Origin of the sequence: Paenibacillus jepli (assembly GCF_047238105.1) — a bacterium.
Classification (GTDB): domain Bacteria; phylum Bacillota; class Bacilli; order Paenibacillales; family Paenibacillaceae; genus Paenibacillus_D.
Genome location: NZ_JBDFMD010000001.1, coordinates 4,440,001 through 4,459,985 on the forward strand (window position 1 = coordinate 4,440,001; position 19,985 = coordinate 4,459,985).

Annotated in this window: 16 protein-coding genes, 1 tRNA gene, 2 rRNA genes, 1 riboswitch and 1 other annotated feature (1 of these 21 running past the window's edge); of the genes, 13 read left to right on the forward strand and 6 right to left on the reverse strand. The window is 55.5% G+C overall.

Annotation, left to right across the window (positions count from 1 at the left end; all coding sequences use genetic code 11):
* The 7 genes from ABC336_RS19150 to clpC form a co-directional block, all read left to right on the forward strand.
* Nucleotides 1–2,094, forward strand: a 23S ribosomal RNA gene (locus tag ABC336_RS19150) (it extends 829 nt beyond the left edge of the window).
* 107 nt (nt 2,095–2,201) lie between these two features.
* A 5S ribosomal RNA gene (gene rrf / locus ABC336_RS19155) occupies nt 2,202–2,318 on the forward strand.
* A 105-nt stretch (nt 2,319–2,423) separates the two neighbouring features.
* On the forward strand, nt 2,424–3,608 hold the full coding sequence (locus ABC336_RS19160) for a GNAT family N-acetyltransferase (protein WP_413240160.1): 1,185 nt from the start codon (nt 2,424–2,426) through the stop codon (nt 3,606–3,608).
* A 142-nt stretch (nt 3,609–3,750) separates the two neighbouring features.
* Nucleotides 3,751–4,212 carry a CtsR family transcriptional regulator gene (locus ABC336_RS19165; RefSeq protein WP_413240161.1) on the forward strand — a complete coding sequence of 154 codons (462 nt, stop codon included), beginning with the start codon at nt 3,751–3,753 and terminating at the stop codon, nt 4,210–4,212.
* 28 nt (nt 4,213–4,240) lie between these two features.
* Complete coding sequence (mcsA, locus tag ABC336_RS19170) at nt 4,241–4,753, forward strand: protein-arginine kinase activator protein McsA (protein WP_413240162.1); 513 nt, start codon at nt 4,241–4,243, stop codon at nt 4,751–4,753.
* A gap of 102 nt (nt 4,754–4,855) precedes the next feature.
* A complete protein-coding gene (gene mcsB, locus ABC336_RS19175; RefSeq protein ID WP_413240163.1) occupies nt 4,856–5,920 on the forward strand; it encodes a protein-arginine kinase McsB in 1,065 nt (354 codons plus the stop codon).
* An 18-nt stretch (nt 5,921–5,938) separates the two neighbouring features.
* Nucleotides 5,939–8,386 carry an ATP-dependent protease ATP-binding subunit ClpC gene (clpC, locus tag ABC336_RS19180; protein ID WP_413240164.1) on the forward strand — a complete coding sequence of 816 codons (2,448 nt, stop codon included), beginning with the start codon at nt 5,939–5,941 and terminating at the stop codon, nt 8,384–8,386.
* A gap of 59 nt (nt 8,387–8,445) precedes the next feature.
* Here the strand turns inward: clpC and ABC336_RS19185 are convergent, their stop codons facing one another.
* The gene (locus ABC336_RS19185; RefSeq protein ID WP_413240165.1) at nt 8,446–8,877 is read right to left on the reverse strand and encodes a universal stress protein; all 432 of its coding nucleotides are present in this window, start codon (nt 8,875–8,877) and stop codon (nt 8,446–8,448) included.
* 186 nt (nt 8,878–9,063) lie between these two features.
* A tRNA-Thr gene (locus ABC336_RS19190) sits at nt 9,064–9,139 on the reverse strand.
* Between the two features lie 173 nt (nt 9,140–9,312).
* Between ABC336_RS19190 and ABC336_RS19195 the strand changes: the two genes are divergently transcribed.
* Nucleotides 9,313–10,017 (forward strand): hypothetical protein, encoded by a 705-nt coding sequence (locus ABC336_RS19195; RefSeq protein ID WP_413240166.1) that lies wholly within the window; start codon nt 9,313–9,315, stop codon nt 10,015–10,017.
* Here ABC336_RS19195 and mscL read toward each other — a convergent pair.
* A complete protein-coding gene (gene mscL, locus ABC336_RS19200) occupies nt 10,010–10,504 on the reverse strand; it encodes a large conductance mechanosensitive channel protein MscL (protein WP_413240167.1) in 495 nt (164 codons plus the stop codon). The two genes, ABC336_RS19195 and mscL, sit on opposite strands and share 8 nt — an antisense overlap.
* 634 nt (nt 10,505–11,138) lie before the next feature.
* Here mscL and ABC336_RS19205 point away from each other — a divergent pair.
* The 5 genes from ABC336_RS19205 to ABC336_RS19225 all read left to right on the forward strand — a co-directional run bounded on the left by ABC336_RS19205 (nt 11,139) and on the right by ABC336_RS19225 (nt 16,809).
* Nucleotides 11,139–12,458, forward strand: a complete 1,320-nt coding sequence (locus ABC336_RS19205) for an ATP-binding protein (RefSeq protein WP_413240168.1) — start codon at nt 11,139–11,141, stop codon at nt 12,456–12,458.
* A gap of 70 nt (nt 12,459–12,528) precedes the next feature.
* The gene (locus ABC336_RS19210; protein ID WP_413240169.1) at nt 12,529–13,656 is read left to right on the forward strand and encodes a DNA alkylation repair protein; all 1,128 of its coding nucleotides are present in this window, start codon (nt 12,529–12,531) and stop codon (nt 13,654–13,656) included.
* On the forward strand, nt 13,653–14,696 hold the full coding sequence (locus tag ABC336_RS19215) for an FUSC family protein (RefSeq protein ID WP_413240170.1): 1,044 nt from the start codon (nt 13,653–13,655) through the stop codon (nt 14,694–14,696). The genes ABC336_RS19210 and ABC336_RS19215 overlap by 4 nt, the downstream gene beginning before the upstream one ends.
* Nucleotides 14,697–14,831: 135 nt before the next feature.
* Entirely contained in the window at nt 14,832–15,419 is a 588-nt protein-coding gene (locus tag ABC336_RS19220; protein WP_413240171.1) for a TetR/AcrR family transcriptional regulator, read from the forward strand.
* 154 nt (nt 15,420–15,573) lie between these two features.
* Nucleotides 15,574–16,809, forward strand: coding sequence for an MFS transporter (locus ABC336_RS19225; protein WP_413240172.1), 1,236 nt, complete (start codon nt 15,574–15,576; stop codon nt 16,807–16,809).
* Nucleotides 16,810–16,953: 144 nt separating this feature from the next.
* Here ABC336_RS19225 and ABC336_RS19230 read toward each other — a convergent pair whose 3' ends face one another.
* The 3 genes from ABC336_RS19230 to ilvA form a co-directional block, all read right to left on the reverse strand.
* Nucleotides 16,954–17,244, reverse strand: coding sequence for a transposase (locus ABC336_RS19230; protein WP_413240173.1), 291 nt, complete (start codon nt 17,242–17,244; stop codon nt 16,954–16,956).
* 82 nt (nt 17,245–17,326) lie between these two features.
* Complete coding sequence (locus tag ABC336_RS19235; RefSeq protein ID WP_413240174.1) at nt 17,327–17,929, reverse strand: TVP38/TMEM64 family protein; 603 nt, start codon at nt 17,927–17,929, stop codon at nt 17,327–17,329.
* A 16-nt stretch (nt 17,930–17,945) separates the two neighbouring features.
* The gene (gene ilvA, locus ABC336_RS19240; RefSeq protein WP_413240175.1) at nt 17,946–19,217 is read right to left on the reverse strand and encodes a threonine ammonia-lyase IlvA; all 1,272 of its coding nucleotides are present in this window, start codon (nt 19,215–19,217) and stop codon (nt 17,946–17,948) included.
* Between the two features lie 110 nt (nt 19,218–19,327).
* Nucleotides 19,328–19,593: a binding site (T-box leader), on the reverse strand.
* Between the two features lie 274 nt (nt 19,594–19,867).
* Nucleotides 19,868–19,957, forward strand: a riboswitch (cyclic di-GMP riboswitch).
* The last annotated feature ends 28 nt before the right edge of the window (nt 19,958–19,985 follow it).

A 19,985-nucleotide genomic window follows, 5' to 3' on the forward strand; every position in this document is an offset into this window, starting at 1 on the left:
AATTCCAATCGAACCCGGAGATAGCTGGTTCTCCCCGAAATAGCTTTAGGGCTAGCCTCGGTGTGAGCGTCGTGGAGGTAGAGCACTGATTGGGTGCGGGGCCCGCAAGGGTTACCAAGTCCAGTCAAACTCCGAATGCCATAGACGTATGACCGGGAGTCAGACAGTGAGTGCTAAGATCCATTGTCAAGAGGGAAACAGCCCAGATCATCAGCTAAGGTCCCCAAGTGTGTGTTAAGTGGGAAAGGATGTGGAGTTGCCCAGACAACCAGGATGTTGGCTTAGAAGCAGCCACCATTTAAAGAGTGCGTAATAGCTCACTGGTCGAGTGACTCTGCGCCGAAAATGTAACGGGGCTAAACACACCACCGAAGCTATGGCATTGCAGCAATGCATTGGGTAGGGGAGCGTTGTGTATAGGTTGAAGTCAGACCGTAAGGACTGGTGGACGGTACACAAGTGAGAATGCCGGTATGAGTAACGAAAAGATCAGTGAGAATCTGATCCGCCGAAAGCCTAAGGGTTCCTGAGGAAGGCTCGTCCGCTCAGGGTAAGTCGGGACCTAACGCGAGGCCGAAAGGCGTAGTGGATGGACAACAGGTGGATATTCCTGTACCACCGTAGCCGTTATGAGCAATGGAGTGACGCAGAAGGGTAGTGACGCGGACTGATGGATGTCCGTCCAAGCAGTGAGGCTGATGAGTAGGCAAATCCGCTCATCGTAAGGCTGGGCTGTGATGGGGAGCGAAAATTACAGTAGTGAAGGTCATGAGCTCCAGCTGCCAAGAAAAGCTTCTAGCCAGGTGAAGGTGCCCGTACCGTAAACCGACACAGGTAGGCGAGCAGAGCATGCTAAGGCGCGCGGAAGAACTCTCGTTAAGGAACTCGGCAAAATGACCCCGTAACTTCGGGAGAAGGGGTGCCTCGGTAGGGTGAATAGCCCGAGGGGGCCGCAGTGAAAAGGCCCAAGCGACTGTTTAGCAAAAACACAGGTCTGTGCGAAGCCGTAAGGCGAAGTATACGGGCTGACGCCTGCCCGGTGCTGGAAGGTTAAGGGGAGCGGTTAGGGGTAACCCGAAGCTGTGAACCGAAGCCCCAGTAAACGGCGGCCGTAACTATAACGGTCCTAAGGTAGCGAAATTCCTTGTCAGGTAAATTCTGACCCGCACGAATGGCGTAACGACTTGGGCGCTGTCTCAACGAGAGATCCGGTGAAATTTTAATACCTGTGAAGATGCAGGTTACCCGCGACAAGACGGAAAGACCCCATGGAGCTTTACTGCAGCTTGATATTGGACTTTGGTACGATCTGTACAGGATAGGTGGGAGCCTTGGAAGCCGGAGCGCCAGCTTCGGTGGAGGCGCCGTTGGGATACCACCCTGATCGTATCGGAGTTCTAACCCGCTACCGTGAATCCGGTAGGGGGACCGTGTCAGGCGGGCAGTTTGACTGGGGCGGTCGCCTCCTAAAGTGTAACGGAGGCGCCCCAAGGTTCCCTCAGAATGGTTGGAAATCATTCGTAGAGTGCAAAGGCATAAGGGAGCTTGACTGCGAGACCTACAAGTCGAGCAGGGACGAAAGTCGGGCTTAGTGATCCGGTGGTACCGCATGGAAGGGCCATCGCTCAACGGATAAAAGCTACCCTGGGGATAACAGGCTTATCTCCCCCAAGAGTCCACATCGACGGGGAGGTTTGGCACCTCGATGTCGGCTCATCGCATCCTGGGGCTGAAGTAGGTCCCAAGGGTTGGGCTGTTCGCCCATTAAAGCGGTACGCGAGCTGGGTTCAGAACGTCGTGAGACAGTTCGGTCCCTATCTGTCGTGGGCGCAGGAAATTTGAGAGGAGCTGTCCTTAGTACGAGAGGACCGGGATGGACGTACCGCTGGTGTACCAGTTGTTCCGCCAGGAGCACCGCTGGGTAGCTATGTACGGACGGGATAAACGCTGAAAGCATCTAAGCGTGAAGCCCCCCTCAAGATGAGATTTCCCAGTATGTAAGACCCCTGGTAGACGACCAGGTTGATAGGTCCGGGGTGGAAGTGCAGCAATGCATGCAGCTGACGGATACTAATCGGTCGAGGGCTTATCCTAAAACCTTCAGCTAAGACTTACCTTGCTTTGATTCGCATCCAGTTTTCAGTGTGCAACAACACACTGCGGCAGACGCACGCGTCGCAAGACGAGAGGCGCCGCCCACGTTTGGTGATAATGGCGAAGGGGAACCACGCGTACCCATCCCGAACACGGCCGTTAAGCCCTTCAGCGCCGATGGTACTTGGACCGCAGGGTCCTGGGAGAGTAGGACGTCGCCAAGCACAACGAACCCACGATACTCGGATCGTGGGTTTTTTGTTGTGAGTTGAACCTCCAGTGCGGCTTATGACATAATACCAGTATAACAAGGAAAAGCAGGTGATCATTTGGAGTTGCGAACGTTGACGGCAGATGAAGTGGATGCAAGTCTTGAGCTGGCGATGTATGCTTTTCAGTTCAAGCTCAGCGAGCAAGAGCTGGCACAGGTGAGATCGCAGGCGAAACCGCATGAGACATGGGGCGTGTTCGAGGGTAAGGAATTGGTCGCACAGCTCACCCTGCTGCCGCTGACGGCTTATCTTGCCGGCAAGCCGATGGCCATGGGCGGAATCGCAGGTGTGTCCACATGGCCGGAGCATCGGCGAAAAGGAGCGGTAGGAAAGCTAATGATCCAGGCGTTGGAGCAGATGCGTCAGAACGGCCAGACGATATCTTTCTTGACGCCATTTGACTTTCAGTTCTACCGGAGATATGGCTGGGAAATGTATGTGGAATATAAAGCCTACACGTTGAATACTGCCTTGCTGCCTTCACGCAGGCAGGTGGAAGGCACGATAACGAGATATAGCGAGCTTAACAAGGAGTTAGTGAATGTAATTGCGCCCCTTTATGAAGTGTATGCATCCGGCTATAACGGCACGCTGGCTCGCAAAGAGGACTGGTGGTTCACCTCAATATTCCGCAGAAACCAAGGACAAGTCGCGGTATTTAATAATGCTGACGGGGCGCCGAGGGGATATGTCTTTTATAAGGTAGCCGATCGCGAGTTCGTCGTGCATGAACTGGTGTACCTGGATACTGAAGCGCGTCAGGGCTTATGGAATTTTATCGCCAACCACGATTCAATGATCGAGCGGGTACAGCTGAAAGCGCCGTCAGATGATCCGCTTCCGTACCTTCTGCCGAATCCGCGCTTTGAGCAAAAGCTGGTGCCTTACTTTATGGGGCGAATCGTAGATGTGGAAGCTTTTTTCAAATCGTATCCCTTCAACTCCATCCTGTCTGATGAGCCGTTGACGATTGCCGTAAGCGATGAACACGCGCCCTGGAATGAGGGGATGTATGAACTTGCGTTTAATGAAAATGGCCTTCATGTGACAAAATATAATCAGCCGCCTGCCGGACAAGCTCAGCTCTCCTGCTCGATTCAGGCTTTGTCTGCGATGATGATTGGATATAAGCGTCCACAAACGCTGTGGGAGCTGCAGCTCATCGAAGGCGATCGGGAAGCCGCGAGTCGTCTCGAAGCGCTGATCCCTGTACACACCACATATTTAATGGACTTCTTCTGATTGATTGTGAAAGTTTTTTAGAACGCGCACGCAAAGAACGCTTGACGTTTTTAGAAAATTGCGTATAATAAAAATTAAAGTCAAAGAAAGTCAAAGTCAAGTCAAATGAACAGATGGGTAACGACTTTGGGAGGTTGGTGATATGCGCAACATTTCCGATACGTTGGAGCAATATCTGAAGCAGCTGCTGCAGGAGAGCGTCGAAGGAGCGGTCGAAATCCAGCGCAATGATTTGGCTGATCGTTTCTCTTGCGTACCGTCGCAGATCAATTATGTCATCAGCACCCGTTTTACATTAGAGAAAGGTTACCTGGTGGAGAGCAAGCGAGGGGGCGGCGGATACATCAGGATCCAGCGAGTGGAGCTTCCATTATTGAAAGCTATTCAGGGATACATCAACAGTACGATCGGCGATCGGGTAGATCAGAATGCCGCCGAGGGTCTGGTCTACCGGCTCAAGGAAGCGCAGATGATCTCTTCCCGTGAAGCCAATCTGTTAAAAGCCGCGGTATCCCGGGAGGCGATCACGGTCGGACTGCCGCTGCGGGACGAGATCCGCGCCAAAATCCTGAAAGCCATGCTAATATCCTTGCTTGTGAAATAGCGCAGGCGCGAGAGGAGGACGCAGGTCCATGTTATGCCAGGAATGTGAAACGAAGCAAGCCACCCTTCATTTCACAAAGATTGTCAACGGCGAGAAAACCGAGTTTCACATCTGTGAGTCGTGTGCCCGCGAGAAGGGCGAAGGCATCCCCGGTACAGCCAACGGGTTCTCCATACACAGTCTGTTGTCCGGCTTGCTGGAGTTTGAGCCTTCTGCCGGTCTGGGGCCGAAGCCGCAGACGATTCGCTGCGACGAATGCGGCCTGACGTATTCACAGTTCAGGAAAATTGGCCGATTCGGCTGCAGCTCCTGCTACAAGCATTTCTCGGACCGTTTGGACCCGCTGTTCAAGCGAGTTCACGGCAACACGAGCCATGTCGGAAAGATTCCGAAGCGTTCCGGCGGACAGATCAAGTACAAGCGGGAAGTCGAGCAGTTGAAGAAGGAGCTTCACCAGCATGTGGAGCAGGAAGAATTCGAGCAGGCCGCCAGCATCAGGGATCAGATCCGAGAGCTCGAGAGCAAAATCACGGATATGTAGCCAGGCGCATAATATACGAAGCTTACGAAGCGAGTTTCCTGCGGAAACAAGCGAATGCTTACGAAGTAGTTTTCCTTCGGAAAACTTTCAGGAGGTGTGGGAATGGAAAAGCGGCGATTCGCTCAGGAGGCGCTGAGCGAGTGGATGAGAGAGGATGGTCCGGACTCGGAGATCGTGATCAGCAGCCGGATTCGCATTGCCCGCAATCTCCGTCACCATCCGTTTCCGATGCTGGCGACCAACCAGCAGTCTCGGGAGGTGATGGAGAGGCTCATTGAAGTATCGCGGTCGGGGAGGCTGGGTGAGCTGGGCAGCTTCGAAACCTTTGCTCTTAGCGACCTGAGCGAGCTGGAGAAACGGGTGCTGGTAGAGAAGCATCTCATCAGCCCCAATCTGGCGAACGAATCGCGCGGCGGCGCGCTGGTGCTGAGCGGCAGCGAAGCGGTAAGCATCATGATCAATGAAGAAGATCATCTCCGCATCCAATGCCTGTCGCCTGGTTTCCAAATCAAGGAAGCCTGGCAGTTGGCCAGCGAGATTGACGATATATACGAACAGCAGGTCGATTACGCATTCAGCGAACGCCGCGGTTACTTGACCAGCTGTCCAACCAACGTCGGTACAGGCATCCGCGCATCCATCATGATGCATCTGCCGGCTCTGGTGCTTACCCAGCAGATCAGCCGCATCCTCTCAGCCATTACCCAGGTAGGGCTGGCCGTGAGAGGTCTGTACGGCGAGGGCAGCGAAGCGATCGGCAATCTGTTCCAGATCTCCAATCAGATCACGCTGGGCCAATCCGAGGACGAGATTATCGACAACTTGTACAGTGTCGCCAGGCAGATCATCGAGCATGAGAAAGCGGCGCGGGAGCGGCTGACAGCCGAATCGCGGATCCGTATAGAGGATCGGGTGCACCGTTCATACGGCATCCTCTCGCATGCGATGATCATGGACTCGAAAGAAGCAGCCCAGCGGTTGTCCGATGTCAGACTGGGGATTGATCTGGGACTGATTCAAAGTCTCTCTCCACAGGTAATGAATGAATTAATGGTACTTACACAGCCTGGCTTCCTGCAGCAGGTGTTCGGCGAGCCGTTGAATACCGAAGAGCGGGATGTCCGGCGTGCTGAATTGATAAGACGGTACTTGTCACCCAAAACCTAAGCACGGAGGTGTATGAACATGATGTTCGGAAGATTCACAGAACGCGCACAGAAAGTACTGGCGCTGGCTCAAGAGGAAGCGGTACGGCTCGGTCATAACAACATTGGTACAGAGCATATCCTGCTCGGTCTGATCCGCGAGGGCGAAGGGATCGCAGCGAAGGCTCTGATCGGCCTGGGACTCGGCCTGGAGAAAATCCAGGACGAAGTCGAATCCCTGATCGGCCGCGGCCAGGAGCAGCCGACCAATATCGCCTATACGCCACGGGCCAAAAAAGTCATCGAGCTGTCGATGGATGAAGCCCGCAAGCTGGGACATACTTATGTCGGTACAGAGCATATCCTGCTCGGTCTGATCCGCGAAGGAGAAGGGGTAGCAGCTCGTGTTCTTAACAACCTAGGCATCAGCCTGAACAAGGCCCGCCAGCAGGTGCTGCAGCTGCTCGGCAGCAGCGAAGCCGTCTCCAGCAGCCATGGTACGCCTACTAATGTAAGCACGCCTACTCTAGACGGTCTGGCCCGTGATCTGACGGCAATCGCTCGCGACGGCAACCTGGATCCGGTGATCGGCCGCAGCAAGGAGATCGAGCGCGTCATCCAGGTGCTCAGCCGCCGGACGAAGAACAACCCAGTGCTGATCGGTGAGCCAGGCGTAGGTAAGACCGCGATTGCGGAAGGTCTGGCACAGAAGATCATCGCCAATGAGATCCCGGAGACGCTGCGCGACAAGCGGGTTATGACGCTCGATATGGGCTCAGTTGTGGCAGGTACGAAGTACCGTGGCGAATTCGAGGATCGTCTCAAAAAAATCATGGATGAAATCCGCCAAGCGAACAATATCATCCTTTTCATTGATGAGCTGCATACGCTGATCGGCGCAGGCGGGGCGGAGGGCGCGATCGACGCCTCCAACATCCTGAAGCCATCGCTGGCACGCGGCGAGCTGCAGTGCATCGGTGCAACGACACTGGATGAGTATCGCAAATACATCGAAAAAGACGCTGCGCTGGAGCGCCGTTTCCAACCGATCACGGTGGATCAGCCATCGCCGGAAGAAGCTGTACAAATTCTCCATGGCCTGCGTGACCGCTACGAGGCGCATCACCGGGTCAAAATTACCGACGATGCGATCGAGCAGGCCGTCAAGCTGTCGGACCGTTACATCACCGACCGTTTCCTGCCTGACAAAGCGATCGATCTGATCGACGAAGCCAGCTCCAAGGTGCGGCTGCATTCCTATACGGTACCGCCAAATCTCAAGCAGTTGGAGAACCGTCTGGACGATATCCGCAAGGAAAAGGACTCGGCCGTACAAAGCCAGGAGTTTGAGAAAGCTGCTGCGCTGCGCGATACGGAGCAGAAAATCCGTGAAGAGCTCGACGTCACGAAGAATCAGTGGAAGGAAAAGCAGGGCCGCACAGACTCTGAGGTAACGCCGGAGGATATCGCACAGGTCGTCGCGAGCTGGACCGGCATCCCGGTCAGCAAGCTGGCTGAAGAGGAGTCCGAGCGCCTGCTCAAAATGGAGGAAATCCTCCACAGCCGGGTCATCGGCCAGAGTGAGGCTGTCAAAGCGGTCTCCCGGGCGGTACGCCGCTCGCGTGCCGGACTGAAGGATCCGAAGCGTCCGATGGGCTCATTCATCTTCCTCGGCCCTACAGGTGTCGGTAAAACCGAGCTTGCCCGCGCACTTGCCGAAGCGATGTTCGGTGAAGAAAATGCTGTTATCCGCATCGACATGTCGGAATATATGGAGAAACACTCGACCTCTCGTCTGGTCGGCGCGCCTCCGGGGTATGTCGGCTATGAAGAAGGCGGCCAGCTCACGGAGAAGGTACGCCGCAAGCCATACTCTGTCGTCCTCCTCGATGAGATCGAGAAGGCGCATCCCGAGGTGTTCAACATCCTGCTGCAAGTGCTGGAGGATGGCCGCTTGACAGACTCCAAGGGTCGGGTCGTCGACTTCCGCAACACGCTGATCATCATGACTTCCAACGTCGGGGCCGATCAGATCAAGCGCAATTCGACCCTGGGCTTTACGGCGGTCCATGATGCGGGACACGAGTTCAACCAGATGAAGGACAAAGTGCTGGGCGAACTGAAGAAGAGCTTCCGTCCGGAGTTCCTGAACCGGATCGACGACACGATCGTCTTCCATTCGCTGGAGCAGGAGCATATCAACGAGATCGTCTCGCTGATGTCCGAGGAGCTGCGCAAGCGTCTGCTGGAGCAGGAGGTAGCCTTCACGCTTACCGATAGCGCGAAGACGTTCCTGGCCAAGGAAGGCTTCGATCCGCAGTATGGCGCACGTCCGCTGCGCAGGGCCATCCAGAAGCATATCGAGGACCGCTTGTCCGAAGAATTGCTGATGGGCAACATCTCCAAAGGCGATTCCCTCACTATCGATGAGAAGGACGGCCAGCTGGTGGTCCTCAAGGAAAATGTGGAGCTGCAGCCACGGACGTAATCATAATACGAGCATCAAAAAGCCCCAGTCTCGTTAGCGCGAGAACTGGGGCTTTTACATTACTTGAGGATATGGAGCGGCACCGTGGAATGCTTGACGATATAGTTGCTCACGCTGCCAAGGAACATCTCCTTGATGCCGCTAAGCCCGCGGCTGCCAAGTATAATCAGATCGATCTTCTTCTCCTCTGCCGTCTCGATGATGCGGCGCCCGGGGTCGCCCTGCAGGACCGTCACTTCAGCCTGGAGCTTGGCAGCGCTCAAGATGGATTGCGCCTCTGCTGCCAGATTATCTGCTTCCTGGGCAATGGCGACCGAGTTCTCCACCGGTGGAGGGATCATCGCTTCGCCTACGATCAGCATCGGGATATCGAAGACATGGACGACTTCCAGGTTGGCATGCCAGGCCCGGGCCATCTCGATGCCCGTCTTCAACGCCCGGATCGATTGCTCCGAGCCGTCGTACGCGACCAGAAGATTTTGATAAGCCATCTTCATCAACCCCCATTATCGTTGGATTCCTTAGATTCTGTTTATTACCCGGCCCTTTAAGCGCTGAATCTCCGATTCTACTGGCAGATGTAGGAAATATCAAAAAAGACCATCCGCTAGGGATGGTCTACTATGTATGGTTTGCGAAACTAGCATCTTCGATTATGTAATCTGGAGCAGTTAAAATGGTGCCGTCGAGAGGACTTGAACCCCCAACCTACTGATTACAAGTCAGTTGCTCTACCAGTTGAGCTACAACGGCAAGAAATCTTGCAAACCCTAAGAAAGATAATAGCATGGACTATATTAAACTGTCAACAGGTCAAATGAAAAAAATAAAGACGGCATCACTCTCTTCATTGGGATAACTTCATCACAGGCCGTTATTCGTCATCATACAATGCAGGGAAAGCAACTTGATGAGGAGGGTGCGCTATGCCGGCTATTCTTAATTTTCCACCGGAGCTAATGACGGAGCATCGCAATTGGCATCATGCCAGGCACGAGATCGACACGAACAATCCGCCGCCGGGCTACGGCCTGGATTTCCTCCAGTTCCACCGACAGTACATCGCCAAAGCCAGACAATGGTATCTGCAGCAGGGATACGATCCGGCACTTATCCAGCCGTGGGTGCTGCCGCCGGAAGCGATCCGGCAGTCGTCCTGCTACGACCTGGGGGCCGAGCAGCGGATCACGATGAACCCGCGGTCCTTTGCCAGTGCTGACGAACTGGGCCGCTTCATCGAAGCTTCCGGTCTGCACAATTGTATCCACCAACAATCGGCACGCTATTACAATGAGCCGGCGCTCAACAATCTCGATATCGCGCCAGGCAGTACAGTATTCTATCAGATCCACGGCATGATCGACCGTTGGTATGCCCAGTGGGAGGCTGCGGCTGGCATGACGGGACCTTCTCGGAGCGGCTCCACCCCGGCCAGGCGAGCCAGCCCAGCGGCAGGTCAGGCGGCCAGACATAGAAAGTCCCGACCAAGCAGAGTCTTGCCTGTGAAGCCTGGTCAGGCACGCGGTGGACGCCGAACAGCCGCTTCGCGAGTGAAGCGGCTGCTGCAGCCCGGGACTCGACAGAATCCTGGTGTCCGCTCTGCCAGGCGCAGCCCTCCGGCCTCTAGGTAGCCGATGTGCCGGTATTCATCAGCTGGGAGGTGCAATGCGCGCAGCGCGTGGCTTCAACCGGGATCGTAGACAGACAATACGTGCATTTCTTCTCAGTTGGAGCGGCCGGCGGCTCTTGTGGAGCATCCTCTTTGCGGCGCAGCGCATTGGCCGCTTTGACGATCAGGAACACACAAAATGCGACGATCAAGAAATCGATGACCGTGGTGATGAACTGACCGTAAGCAATAACCGCGTGTCCTGCCTGCTGGGCCTCTGCCAGAGAAGTCACGGGCTGACCGTTCAGCAGCTTTTCGTCATCCAGATTGATGTAGAGATCGGCAAAATTCATGCCTCCGAGCACCTTGCCGATCGGCGGCATGATCAGGTCGTTGACGGCGGAAGTGACAATACTGCCAAAAGCCGAACCGATGATGATGCCTACGGCAAGATCGATCACATTGCCTTTTACTGCGAATTCTCTAAACTCCTGCACAATCTTTTTCATTCCTCGTCTCCTTCCTGTCCAAGCTAAGGATAAGTATAACCGATTTGCCCAGACTTTTCAGGTCCCCGTCCTGAAACATATTGTCGGTTTATGACGCGAAATCCCTTACTTAAAAAAGGGTTTTATGGTAAATTGTCGAATTTTAACAACGAACGGAATAGAATTAGCATGTGAATGAGGGACATCATGGGTACGTATTTAGAATCCGGTGAGCCATTCTTGCTGGCACTCGCGTTATCGATAGGGATATTGTCAGCTTATTCGCTTTTTTACATGATCAGCTATGTCCATGATCGCAGCATGATGCGGTGGTATGCCGCTCTGGGGGCAGCGGCGTTGTATGCCTTGGGCATGACGGTTATGCACCTCCTGATCCAGTTGTCCTCCGATCATCTCGTTAGCCTGGATTGGGGGATTGCGTCTGCCTACCTGGTCGCATTGCTGCTCGTCTTCATGTGCATCCGAGTTGCGCGTTCTGCGCGGGTCAAGCTCGCCCGCCTACTGGCCTGCAGTATGTTGATCACTCTGTCTCACTTGATCTTGCACTATTGGCAGCTGCTGTCAGCCTCCTCGGGGATATACTCTGCATCTAGTTCTGGCGGCAGCTGCGCTGCTGATCCACCTCGGAGGCAGCATGCTGGCGTACCGAGTCTACTGGCGGAACGAAGGGAGCAATCTGCTGCCGAGCGCAGTGCTGATGGGCAGCTCAGCGACCGTATTGCACATTCTCAGTGTCGAGGCGCTGACCATGGAGTACGACCATATCATGACGGCCGATCTGTTAAGTGATCAATTGCGTGTGCTAGCCGGCGGCATGGGGGTAGTGACGATGCTGATCCTCAGTGTATTTTTGATGATCGTGCTGATCCGCAAACGGCTCGGACAAGTCGACGAGCAGTACAAGCTGCTCGTGGAGAATTCGCTGGATATGATCGCGATCGTGCAAAAGGGCAATTGGGTATACATCAATCGTTCCGGTCTCAGGCTGCTGGAAGCCAATCATGCCAATGAACTGTTGGGGATGCCAGTATGGTCGAGGCTGCACAGCAGACATCATCTGGAGATGACCGAGCAGTTGATGATGGGACAAGAGAAGTCTGGCCGGATGCCGCAGGAACAGGAGTGGCTCAGTTTGAAGGGCAAGCCGCTGCATACCGAGGTCATCACTAATCCTACGCATCTGGGGGGACGCCCGGCGACACAGCTGATCGTACGGGATATCTCGGAGAGGAAGAAAAACGAAGAGCTCCTGATTAACTCAGAGAAGCTATATGTCGCGGGCGAGCTGGCAGCCGGCATCGCCCATGAGATCCGCAACCCGTTGACTTCCCTTAAAGGCTTCCTGCAGCTGATCTCGACAGGCCGTACAGACCAGGGACGGTATTATGACATCATGAAGTCAGAGCTGACCCGGATCGAGTCTATCGTGAGCGAACTGCTGATGTTGTCCAAGCCTCAGCTCGTCGAGCTGAAGTGCTGCGATGCCCGTCAGATTATGAAAGAATCGTTGGCCATCCTTGCTCCGCAGGCCAACTTGTACAATATCATCTTCCAGGTCGATTACGGGGAGGCGCCACTCTGGCTGCGCTGTGTGGAGGATCAGATCAAGCAAGTGATGATCAATATTCTCAAAAATGCCATCGAGGTCATGCCAGAAGGAGGCATCATCCGAATTGCATGCACACTTGCGGATTCCCAGGTCCAGATCCGGATCGAAGACGAGGGGCCGGGTTTGAACGAGGAACAGCTGGCCAAAATGGGTCAGCCTTTCTACACGACCAAGGATCGCGGCACCGGTCTTGGACTTATGGTCAGTTACAAGATTATCGACAATCATAAAGGCAGCATCATCATGTCAAGCGAGGTAGGCTCGGGAACAGTCTGCGACATCCGGCTGCCCTATGCCTCGGAAGGCGCTGTGATGGCAGAGACGTTTGAGCCGGATAATAGCTGAAGGTCGGCTCCTGCTGCGTTCTGTGCTTTTTGGCCAGCATCGTCTATAATAAGCGCAGGAGGGGATCAACATGGCTGAAGCGCTCAAAAACATCTATCATTCAACTTTCTTATCACAGCTGGCCGCCCGGCTGCACAGCGCCTGGCCAGGCTTCGACGAGCAGCGCTTCTTGCGTCTGGTCTTCGTGGACAGCTGGGAAGAGAGTCCGCTCAAAACGAGGATGCGCATCATTACCCGAGCTTTGGGGGACTGCCTGCCTGAGCGGTATCCCGATGCGTTAGAGGTTCTATATAAGATCGACCGCGACTGCACGGGGCTGCCCTTTTTGATCTTCCCGGACTTCGTTGAGCAGTTCGGGAGAGCTCCCGAGCACTGGGAGCTCTCGATGACGGCATTGGCCCGGTTCACCAGGGGCTCGTCATCCGAGTTTGCCGTGCGGCCATTCCTGCTCTCCGCGCCCGAGCGGATGATGCGGCAGATGACGATCTGGGCTCAGGATGCTGACGAGCACGTGCGGCGTCTCGCCAGCGAAGGCTGCCGTCCCCGCCTCCCCTGGGGACAAGCGCTGCCGATGTTCAAGCAGCAGCCTGCGCCGATCCTGCCGATCCTGGAGCAGCTCAAGCAGGACGAGTCATTGTACGTCCGCAAGAGCGTCGCCAACAATCTCAATGACATCGCCAAGGACAATCCGCAGGTTGTGCGGGATATCGCCCATCGCTGGCTGGGAACGCACCCGCATACCGACTGGATCGTCAGACACGGCTGCCGTACGCTGATCCGCCGAGACGATCCGCAGATTCTGGCCTTGTTCGGCTACAGCAGCGAGCAGGAAGGGCTCGTGGAGCAGGCGAAGCTGGAGCTGTCCGCACCGCAAGCCGCGATCGGCGAGCGGATAGAGCTGTCCTACGAGCTGCGGGTTCGCGCCGGCGGGCCGGTGAAGATCCGCATCGAGTATGCGATCGGATTCGTCAAGGCCAACGGCAGAAGCTCGGAAAAACGATTCCTGCTCTCCGATCGCACGGTTGCGGGCGGGACCAGGCTAAGCGGCAGCCGCAGACATAATTGGGCCGATCTGACGACTCGCAAGCATTATCCGGGGAGCCACCGGATCCGGCTGCTCGTAGGCGGTATCGGCGTTGCCGAGGCTGTGCTCGAGCTGCATGCTCAGGGGGGCGTCAGCGGGGAACAGGGAAGATGACGGTCGGTGCGCGTGTACTCAAGACCGGCCTCGCCGTGGCGTTGGCTATCTTCGTCAGCGAGTGGCTGGGCTTCCCGTCGCCGATCATCGCCGCAGTGGCTGCGATCTTCACGATTCAACCCTCGATCTACCGGTCCTGGAAGCAGATGCTGGACCAGGTCCAGGCCAACCTGATCGGCGCGGCGATCGCACTCGCCGCCGTGCAGCTGTTCGGCAGCACGCCGATTGCCGTCGGCTTGGTCTGTATCGTCGTCATCCTGATCAACATCCGCTTGCGGATGGAGAGCACGATCGGCTTGACGCTCGTAACAGTAGTCGCCGTGATGGAGGCTCATGCTACGGGCTGGTGGTATGCCGTCGATCGGCTGCTCATGGTGTTGACGGGGATGGGCGCAGCCTTTACCGTCAACATCCTGCTGTTCCCGCCGCGTCCGCGCTACCAGTTCAATGTCCAGGTGGCACAGGCCAACCAGCAGCTCTCGTTGCTGCTGCGCACGGCGATCTCCAATGAGATGAAAGAGAAGATCTACAAGAAGGAACGCGAGCAGCTGCACGGCATGCTGCGCAAGCTGGACGAACAGTACAGCCTGTTCGATGAGGAACGGGCGATCACAGCAGCCAGCAAGCAGAGCCGGGCAAGACAGCTGCTGCTCTCCAAGCAGCTGATCAAGGCGCTGCAAAAAGGCGAGGACCTGCTGGATGCCGTCGAAGAGCATTATTTCGCCGCACCCGAGTCTGTCGCTTGGGCTGGAGCATTCGACCGTCATATCGAGGATCTGACCCGATATCATGAGCATATCCTGTTAAAGGCCGACGGCAAGATCAAAGCCGGCGCTGAGATCGGACCGGATGGGAACCAAGGCAGCCGGCTGGTGGAGCAGCTGTCGGATTACTTGAGCATTGATCCTAAAGAACGGCAGCGGCTGGTATTTGTGGGGGCTGCTATGTTCGAGTATGCGTATCATCTGCGGCGTCTGGAGAAGCTGGTCGAGCAGGTGGAGCAGCGGACGTCCTCCGGCGAAGTATCTGAAGACGACTAGCTTAGTATCGGGGAGACAGGTTGGAAGAAGGAGTTGCCAGCAGCGGCTCCTTCAAGTATAATGAATTAAACCAAACGGTCGGTTTTTTGTTTGGCTGGCAGATAGCTTTATTGCAAGACAAGGAGTGAATCCAATATGGCAACCGGAGCAAAAGGAGAACGGAAGCGTGAGCTGATCCTGAGCAAGGCGAAGGAATTATTCATTCAGCAGGGATACGGGGCTACTACGATGGAGGATCTTGTCACCTATTCAGGCGTCAGCAAGGGCAGTATCTATTATCATTTTGACAGTAAAGAGGAGCTATTCCTTCAACTGCTGGAGAAGCATTCCCACGAGTGGTGGGTGGCGTGGAAGGAGCGGGAACCGGCGTATACAAGCTTCATCGAGCGGATCTATGGCGTAGCTGCGTATTATGTAGAGGATTTTTATAACCCATTGATCAAGGTGGCCGAAGAATTCAGCATGGGACAGAAGGATCAGGCCATGCTCGAACGGCTGTTGCGTACCACCCTGGCACCACGGCAGATCTATGAAGAGATCCTGCAGGGCGGCGCGGCGGAAGGCCGACTTCGTGATATTCCGGTGCCGGAGCTTGCGCTGCTATTTGCGGCGGTACTGGATGGGCTTACTATCACCTACTATGAACAAGATGGCGAGAATATCGAGCAGATCTACCGGCTCGCGGTCGACTGCTTCTTGCACGGTGTGTTGCAGGAGAGCTGATGAAGTGGCAATAGCGGCAGATAAGCAATGCTTCGTCTTTACGGTAAAGGGCAGACATTGCTTTTCTTTCAAATAAAAACAAACTGACTGGTCGGATTTCGAAAGAGATTTCCCTTTAAAAAACCGACTGGTCAGATTAATGGAGGCGGAATTTATGAAAGAGTTAATTCGCAATCGTGTATTCGTACTTGTGATGGGCTCGGACCTGCTGCAGCAGATCGGCATCTGGATCCGCAATATGGCGCTATTGTATTTTGTCGTAGCCCAGACGGGAGGCAACCCGATAGCCGTATCCCTGTTGACGCTGGCGGAATATGCCCCGATCTTCATCTTCTCACTCATCGGCGGCGTCCTGGCTGACCGGTGGCGTCCCAAACGGACGATGATTACCGGCGACATCCTGAGTCTGCTGTCCATCCTGCCGATCTTGTGGGCTGTGCAGGCCGGTTACTGGCAGGCTGTATTTGCCGCAACGGCAGTGTCGGCTATCGTGTCCCAGTTCTCGGCGCCGTCATCGATGAAGATATTCAAACGGTATGTGCCGGATGAGCAAGTCGGTGCGGCGATGGCGATCTCGCAGACGATGATGTCGTTGTTTATTATCGGCGGCCCGGTTCTCGGCACGTTCATTTATACCCAGTACGGGATCTCCTTGGCGCTGGGCTCGCTTGTGGTGTTGTTCTCGCTGTCCGCCCTCTGCCTCTCCTTCCTGCCGAAGTCGGAGCCTGTTGCACGGCCGGAGAAAACAAGCGTCTATGCAGAGTGGAAGAGCGGGGTGGTGTATGTCAAGGCGAAGCGGCAGCTGGTCGTGCTGTTCGTGCTGTATGGCCTGATCGCGTTGTCGACAGGGCTGATCCAGCCACTGGAGATCTTCCTGGTGACAGAGCGGCTCCAGCTGCCGGAGGAAAGCCTGCAGTGGTTCACGGCTGTGAGCGGGCTCGGCCTGCTGCTCGGCGGCATCATCGCTGGTATTCTGTCTACAGGCGGCAAGCTGAAGGGCAAGGAGGGCCGTGTGCTGCTTCTGGGCACCTTCGGATTAGGGCTCGCCACGATTGTCGAGGGGCTGTCGCTCTGGCCTCTCCTCACGGGCGGGATGCGGTTAATGACAGGCATCATGCTGGCCTTTATGCAGACGATCCTGGCAACCTTGATGCTGACCTCGGTCGACGAGAGCTACATCGGCCGGATCACCGGGCTGTTCACGCCCGTATTCACCGGCTTCATCCTGATCGGAACGGCGGTGTCGGGATTCTATATGCAGGCAACCTCTCTGACCGTAGTGTTCCTTACATCCGGCCTGCTGCTGGCGGCGGCTTCGCTTGTGACGTTGAAGCTGCGTGCTCCGCAGCTGCCAGTGCAGGGAGCTGCAGCCCTGAGCGCTGAAGAGTAAGAAGAAGGGGCGATAGAGTCAGAAGTAGGTAGTTCGATAGCACGAAAAGCAGTCTGCCCTGTAGGGACAGACTGCTTTTGCGACGCTTGTCGCGCCCTCGGCTAGTCATGCATAACAAGTGCTGCTGGATCTCGTCTGGCACAGCTAGTGCTTGTCTTTCTCCTTATCCTCCGGATGGCGCCGCGGATGCTGCAGGTGGGCTTCCAGGTTGCTCACTTCTTTCTCCGGTATCAACCGCTGGTCGGTACGTCCTTGATGATGATTGTCAAAATCGAGCTCGGTCAGCTCCCACGCCGTCGTACCCAGCTGCGGGTCGGCGGGGAAGACATCGCCGCGCTTCAGCGTCGTCTCGCCGCCCCACTCGTTGCGGTAGATGCCATCCACCTCGACCGGCTCGCCGGAGATGGGAAGCATGTCATGATATTGTTCGCTCACGGGTACCATCGCTCCTTGTGATAGGGTGTAGCCTGCACCTGATAGCATGTCACAAACAATCGATGATTATAAGTCTGGTAGGTCAGTACTGGTACCGCCGTTCCAGACGCTTGCCTCCGAACCACATCATATACATCACCGCTCCGGCCAGCAGGATGCGCCAGGGCTCGTCCACCAGATCTGTGATGTTGAAGCTGAGCAGCGACACACAGATGATCATGACAGCCTTGCCGAGCGAGACGGCGATCATGAACGTACGGAACGGGATCGTGCTCAGTCCCGAAGCGATGTTGATCAGGGAAGATGGTGAGAAAGGGAAACAGGCGAGCAGGAAGATAGGCGTGAATCCCTTGCGTTCGATCCAGTGGAAGAACCGGGACGTCGCCGGGTACTTGCGCTGCAGCCAGCTGCCCAGGCGGCCGCCAAGCTTGCGGGCGAGCCAGAACACCAGCATGCAACCGAGCGAGACGCCGATCCAGGAGTACAGGATACCTAGCCCCAGGCCGTAAACGTTGGCATTGGCTGCTATAATCAGCAGCAGCGGCAGGAAAGGCAGCATGGCTTCCAACAGCGGCGCCAGGATGCCGGGCAGCGGTCCGTAAGAGGAGTAACTCTCCAAAGCCCGCTGCAGTGTATCGGGATCAGTAGCAGACAGTTCACGAATCCATTCATTAATCTTGCTCATAAAGCATGTCTCCGTTCTAGATCAATAGATTGAACAGCAGCGGGTCCTTGTTCAGCTCAAGGTATTGAAACCCTTTGTTGTTCATGCGCGCTATTAAAGGCTCGTAGTCGCTGCGCTGCTTGAGCTCGATGCCGACAAGCGCAGGGCCGTTATCCTTGTTATGCTTCTTCGTGTACTCAAATCGCGTGATGTCGTCGTCCGGACCGAGCACATCATCGAGGAACTCTCGAAGCGCTCCCGCCCGCTGCGGGAAGTTCAGCATGAAGTAATGCTTGAGTCCTTCGTAGACCAGCGACCGTTCCTTGATCTCCTGCATCCGGTCTATATCATTATTACCCCCGCTGACGATGCATACTACCGTTTTTCCAACAATTGCATCCCGATATTGCTCGAGTGCCGCGATCGGCAGCGCCCCGGCTGGTTCGGCCACGATGGCGCTCTCGTTGTAGAGCTCCAGCAGAGTTGTACAGATCCGCCCTTCGGAGACGACGGCGAGCTCGTCGAGATACTCCCTGCACATCGCAAAGGTCAAGTCGCCGACGCGCTTGACGGCGGCACCGTCGACGAACTTGTCGATCTCCGCGAGCGGCGTGACTTCGCCTGCCGCAAACGAAGCCTTCATCGAAGGCGCGCCTTCCGGCTCGACCCCGATCAGCTTGGTGCCGGGCGCGGCCGCCCGGACGTATGCGCCGACTCCTGCGGCGAGGCCGCCGCCGCCGACCGTCATGAACAGATAATCCGGAGGCGTGGAGGCGGCCTCCAGAATCTCCAGACCGATCGTGCCATTGCCGGCGATGATGCCGGGGTCGTCGAAGGGATGGATGAACGTCATCTCATCCCGGGTGCTGGCGGCGATCGCCTCGGCATAGGCATCGTCAAACGTATCGCCGATCAACACCACCTCAACACGCGGGCCGCCGAAGAAGTTGACCTGATTGACCTTCTGGCGCGGGGTGGTGGCGGGCATGAAGATGCGGCCTTCGACCCCGAGGACCTGGCAGGAGTACGCTACGCCTTGAGCATGATTGCCCGCGCTGGCACAGACGACGCCTCGTGCAAGCTGCTCCGCCGACAGGGATTTCATGGCATGGTAGGCACCCCTCAGTTTGAAGGAACGGACGACCTGCAGATCCTCCCGTTTGAGCAGTACATTGCATCCATATCGTTCGGACAGCACCCGACTGTGCTGCAGCGGCGTCCGGTTGACGACATCCTTGAGCAGATGCTGGGCAAAGACGATATCGGTCAACGTTACCGGCGGCTTGTTGTCACCTGTGTTTTGATTCATCTCGGATCATTCCCTTCCGTAACCTAATATAATTGTTTTTCTAATAATCCGTGTTCAAAAAGTCGGTTTTCAGCACCGAAAGGTTCCTTGAAAACAAAAAAATCCCGTCCCACAGGGACGAGATAGACTCGCGATACCACCCTTATTCCGCTGCAATGCTCCTACCGGATGCAGCGGCTCTCTGTCACGTACCACCATACGTGCTCCCGCTAACGGAGGATACCGTCCACAGCCTACTACCCCGCAGAGGAGGGTTCGGTCAGGATTCTCGGGGAGGATCTTCTGCCTGACTGGTCCCGCCGGCCTCGCAGCTGCCGCCGGCTCTCTGAAGAGACCCTTGGATGTCAGACCTACTATTTCCCGTCAACGAAAAGTATATCAGCTACTTCATTTATACGCTCCCGGATATTAAAAGTCAACCGGAGGCTGATTTTACGGCATCAATAATTAACAGGGTAGCTATTCAACGACATAGGAGATATCCGCCATGAACAGTGAATGCAGCTAATTGGGCTGGAATCAGATGTCAATAATTATGTGAATTGGCGATTGACACCATTTTATGAGTTGATTATAATACTTATAGACTACTGTGTCGAATTTTGACGCTGGTTTTTGTGGTCACAAAGGACTATATCATGTGATTTCTACTGCGAAAAAGGCAAACCCGACGAAAGTCGGGGACGCAAAGCTACAGACCTAAGGGATCTTCGGATGCTATCGGTGGCTGGGTTACCGAATAGTAGGGAATAGTGGAACAGCAAAGCT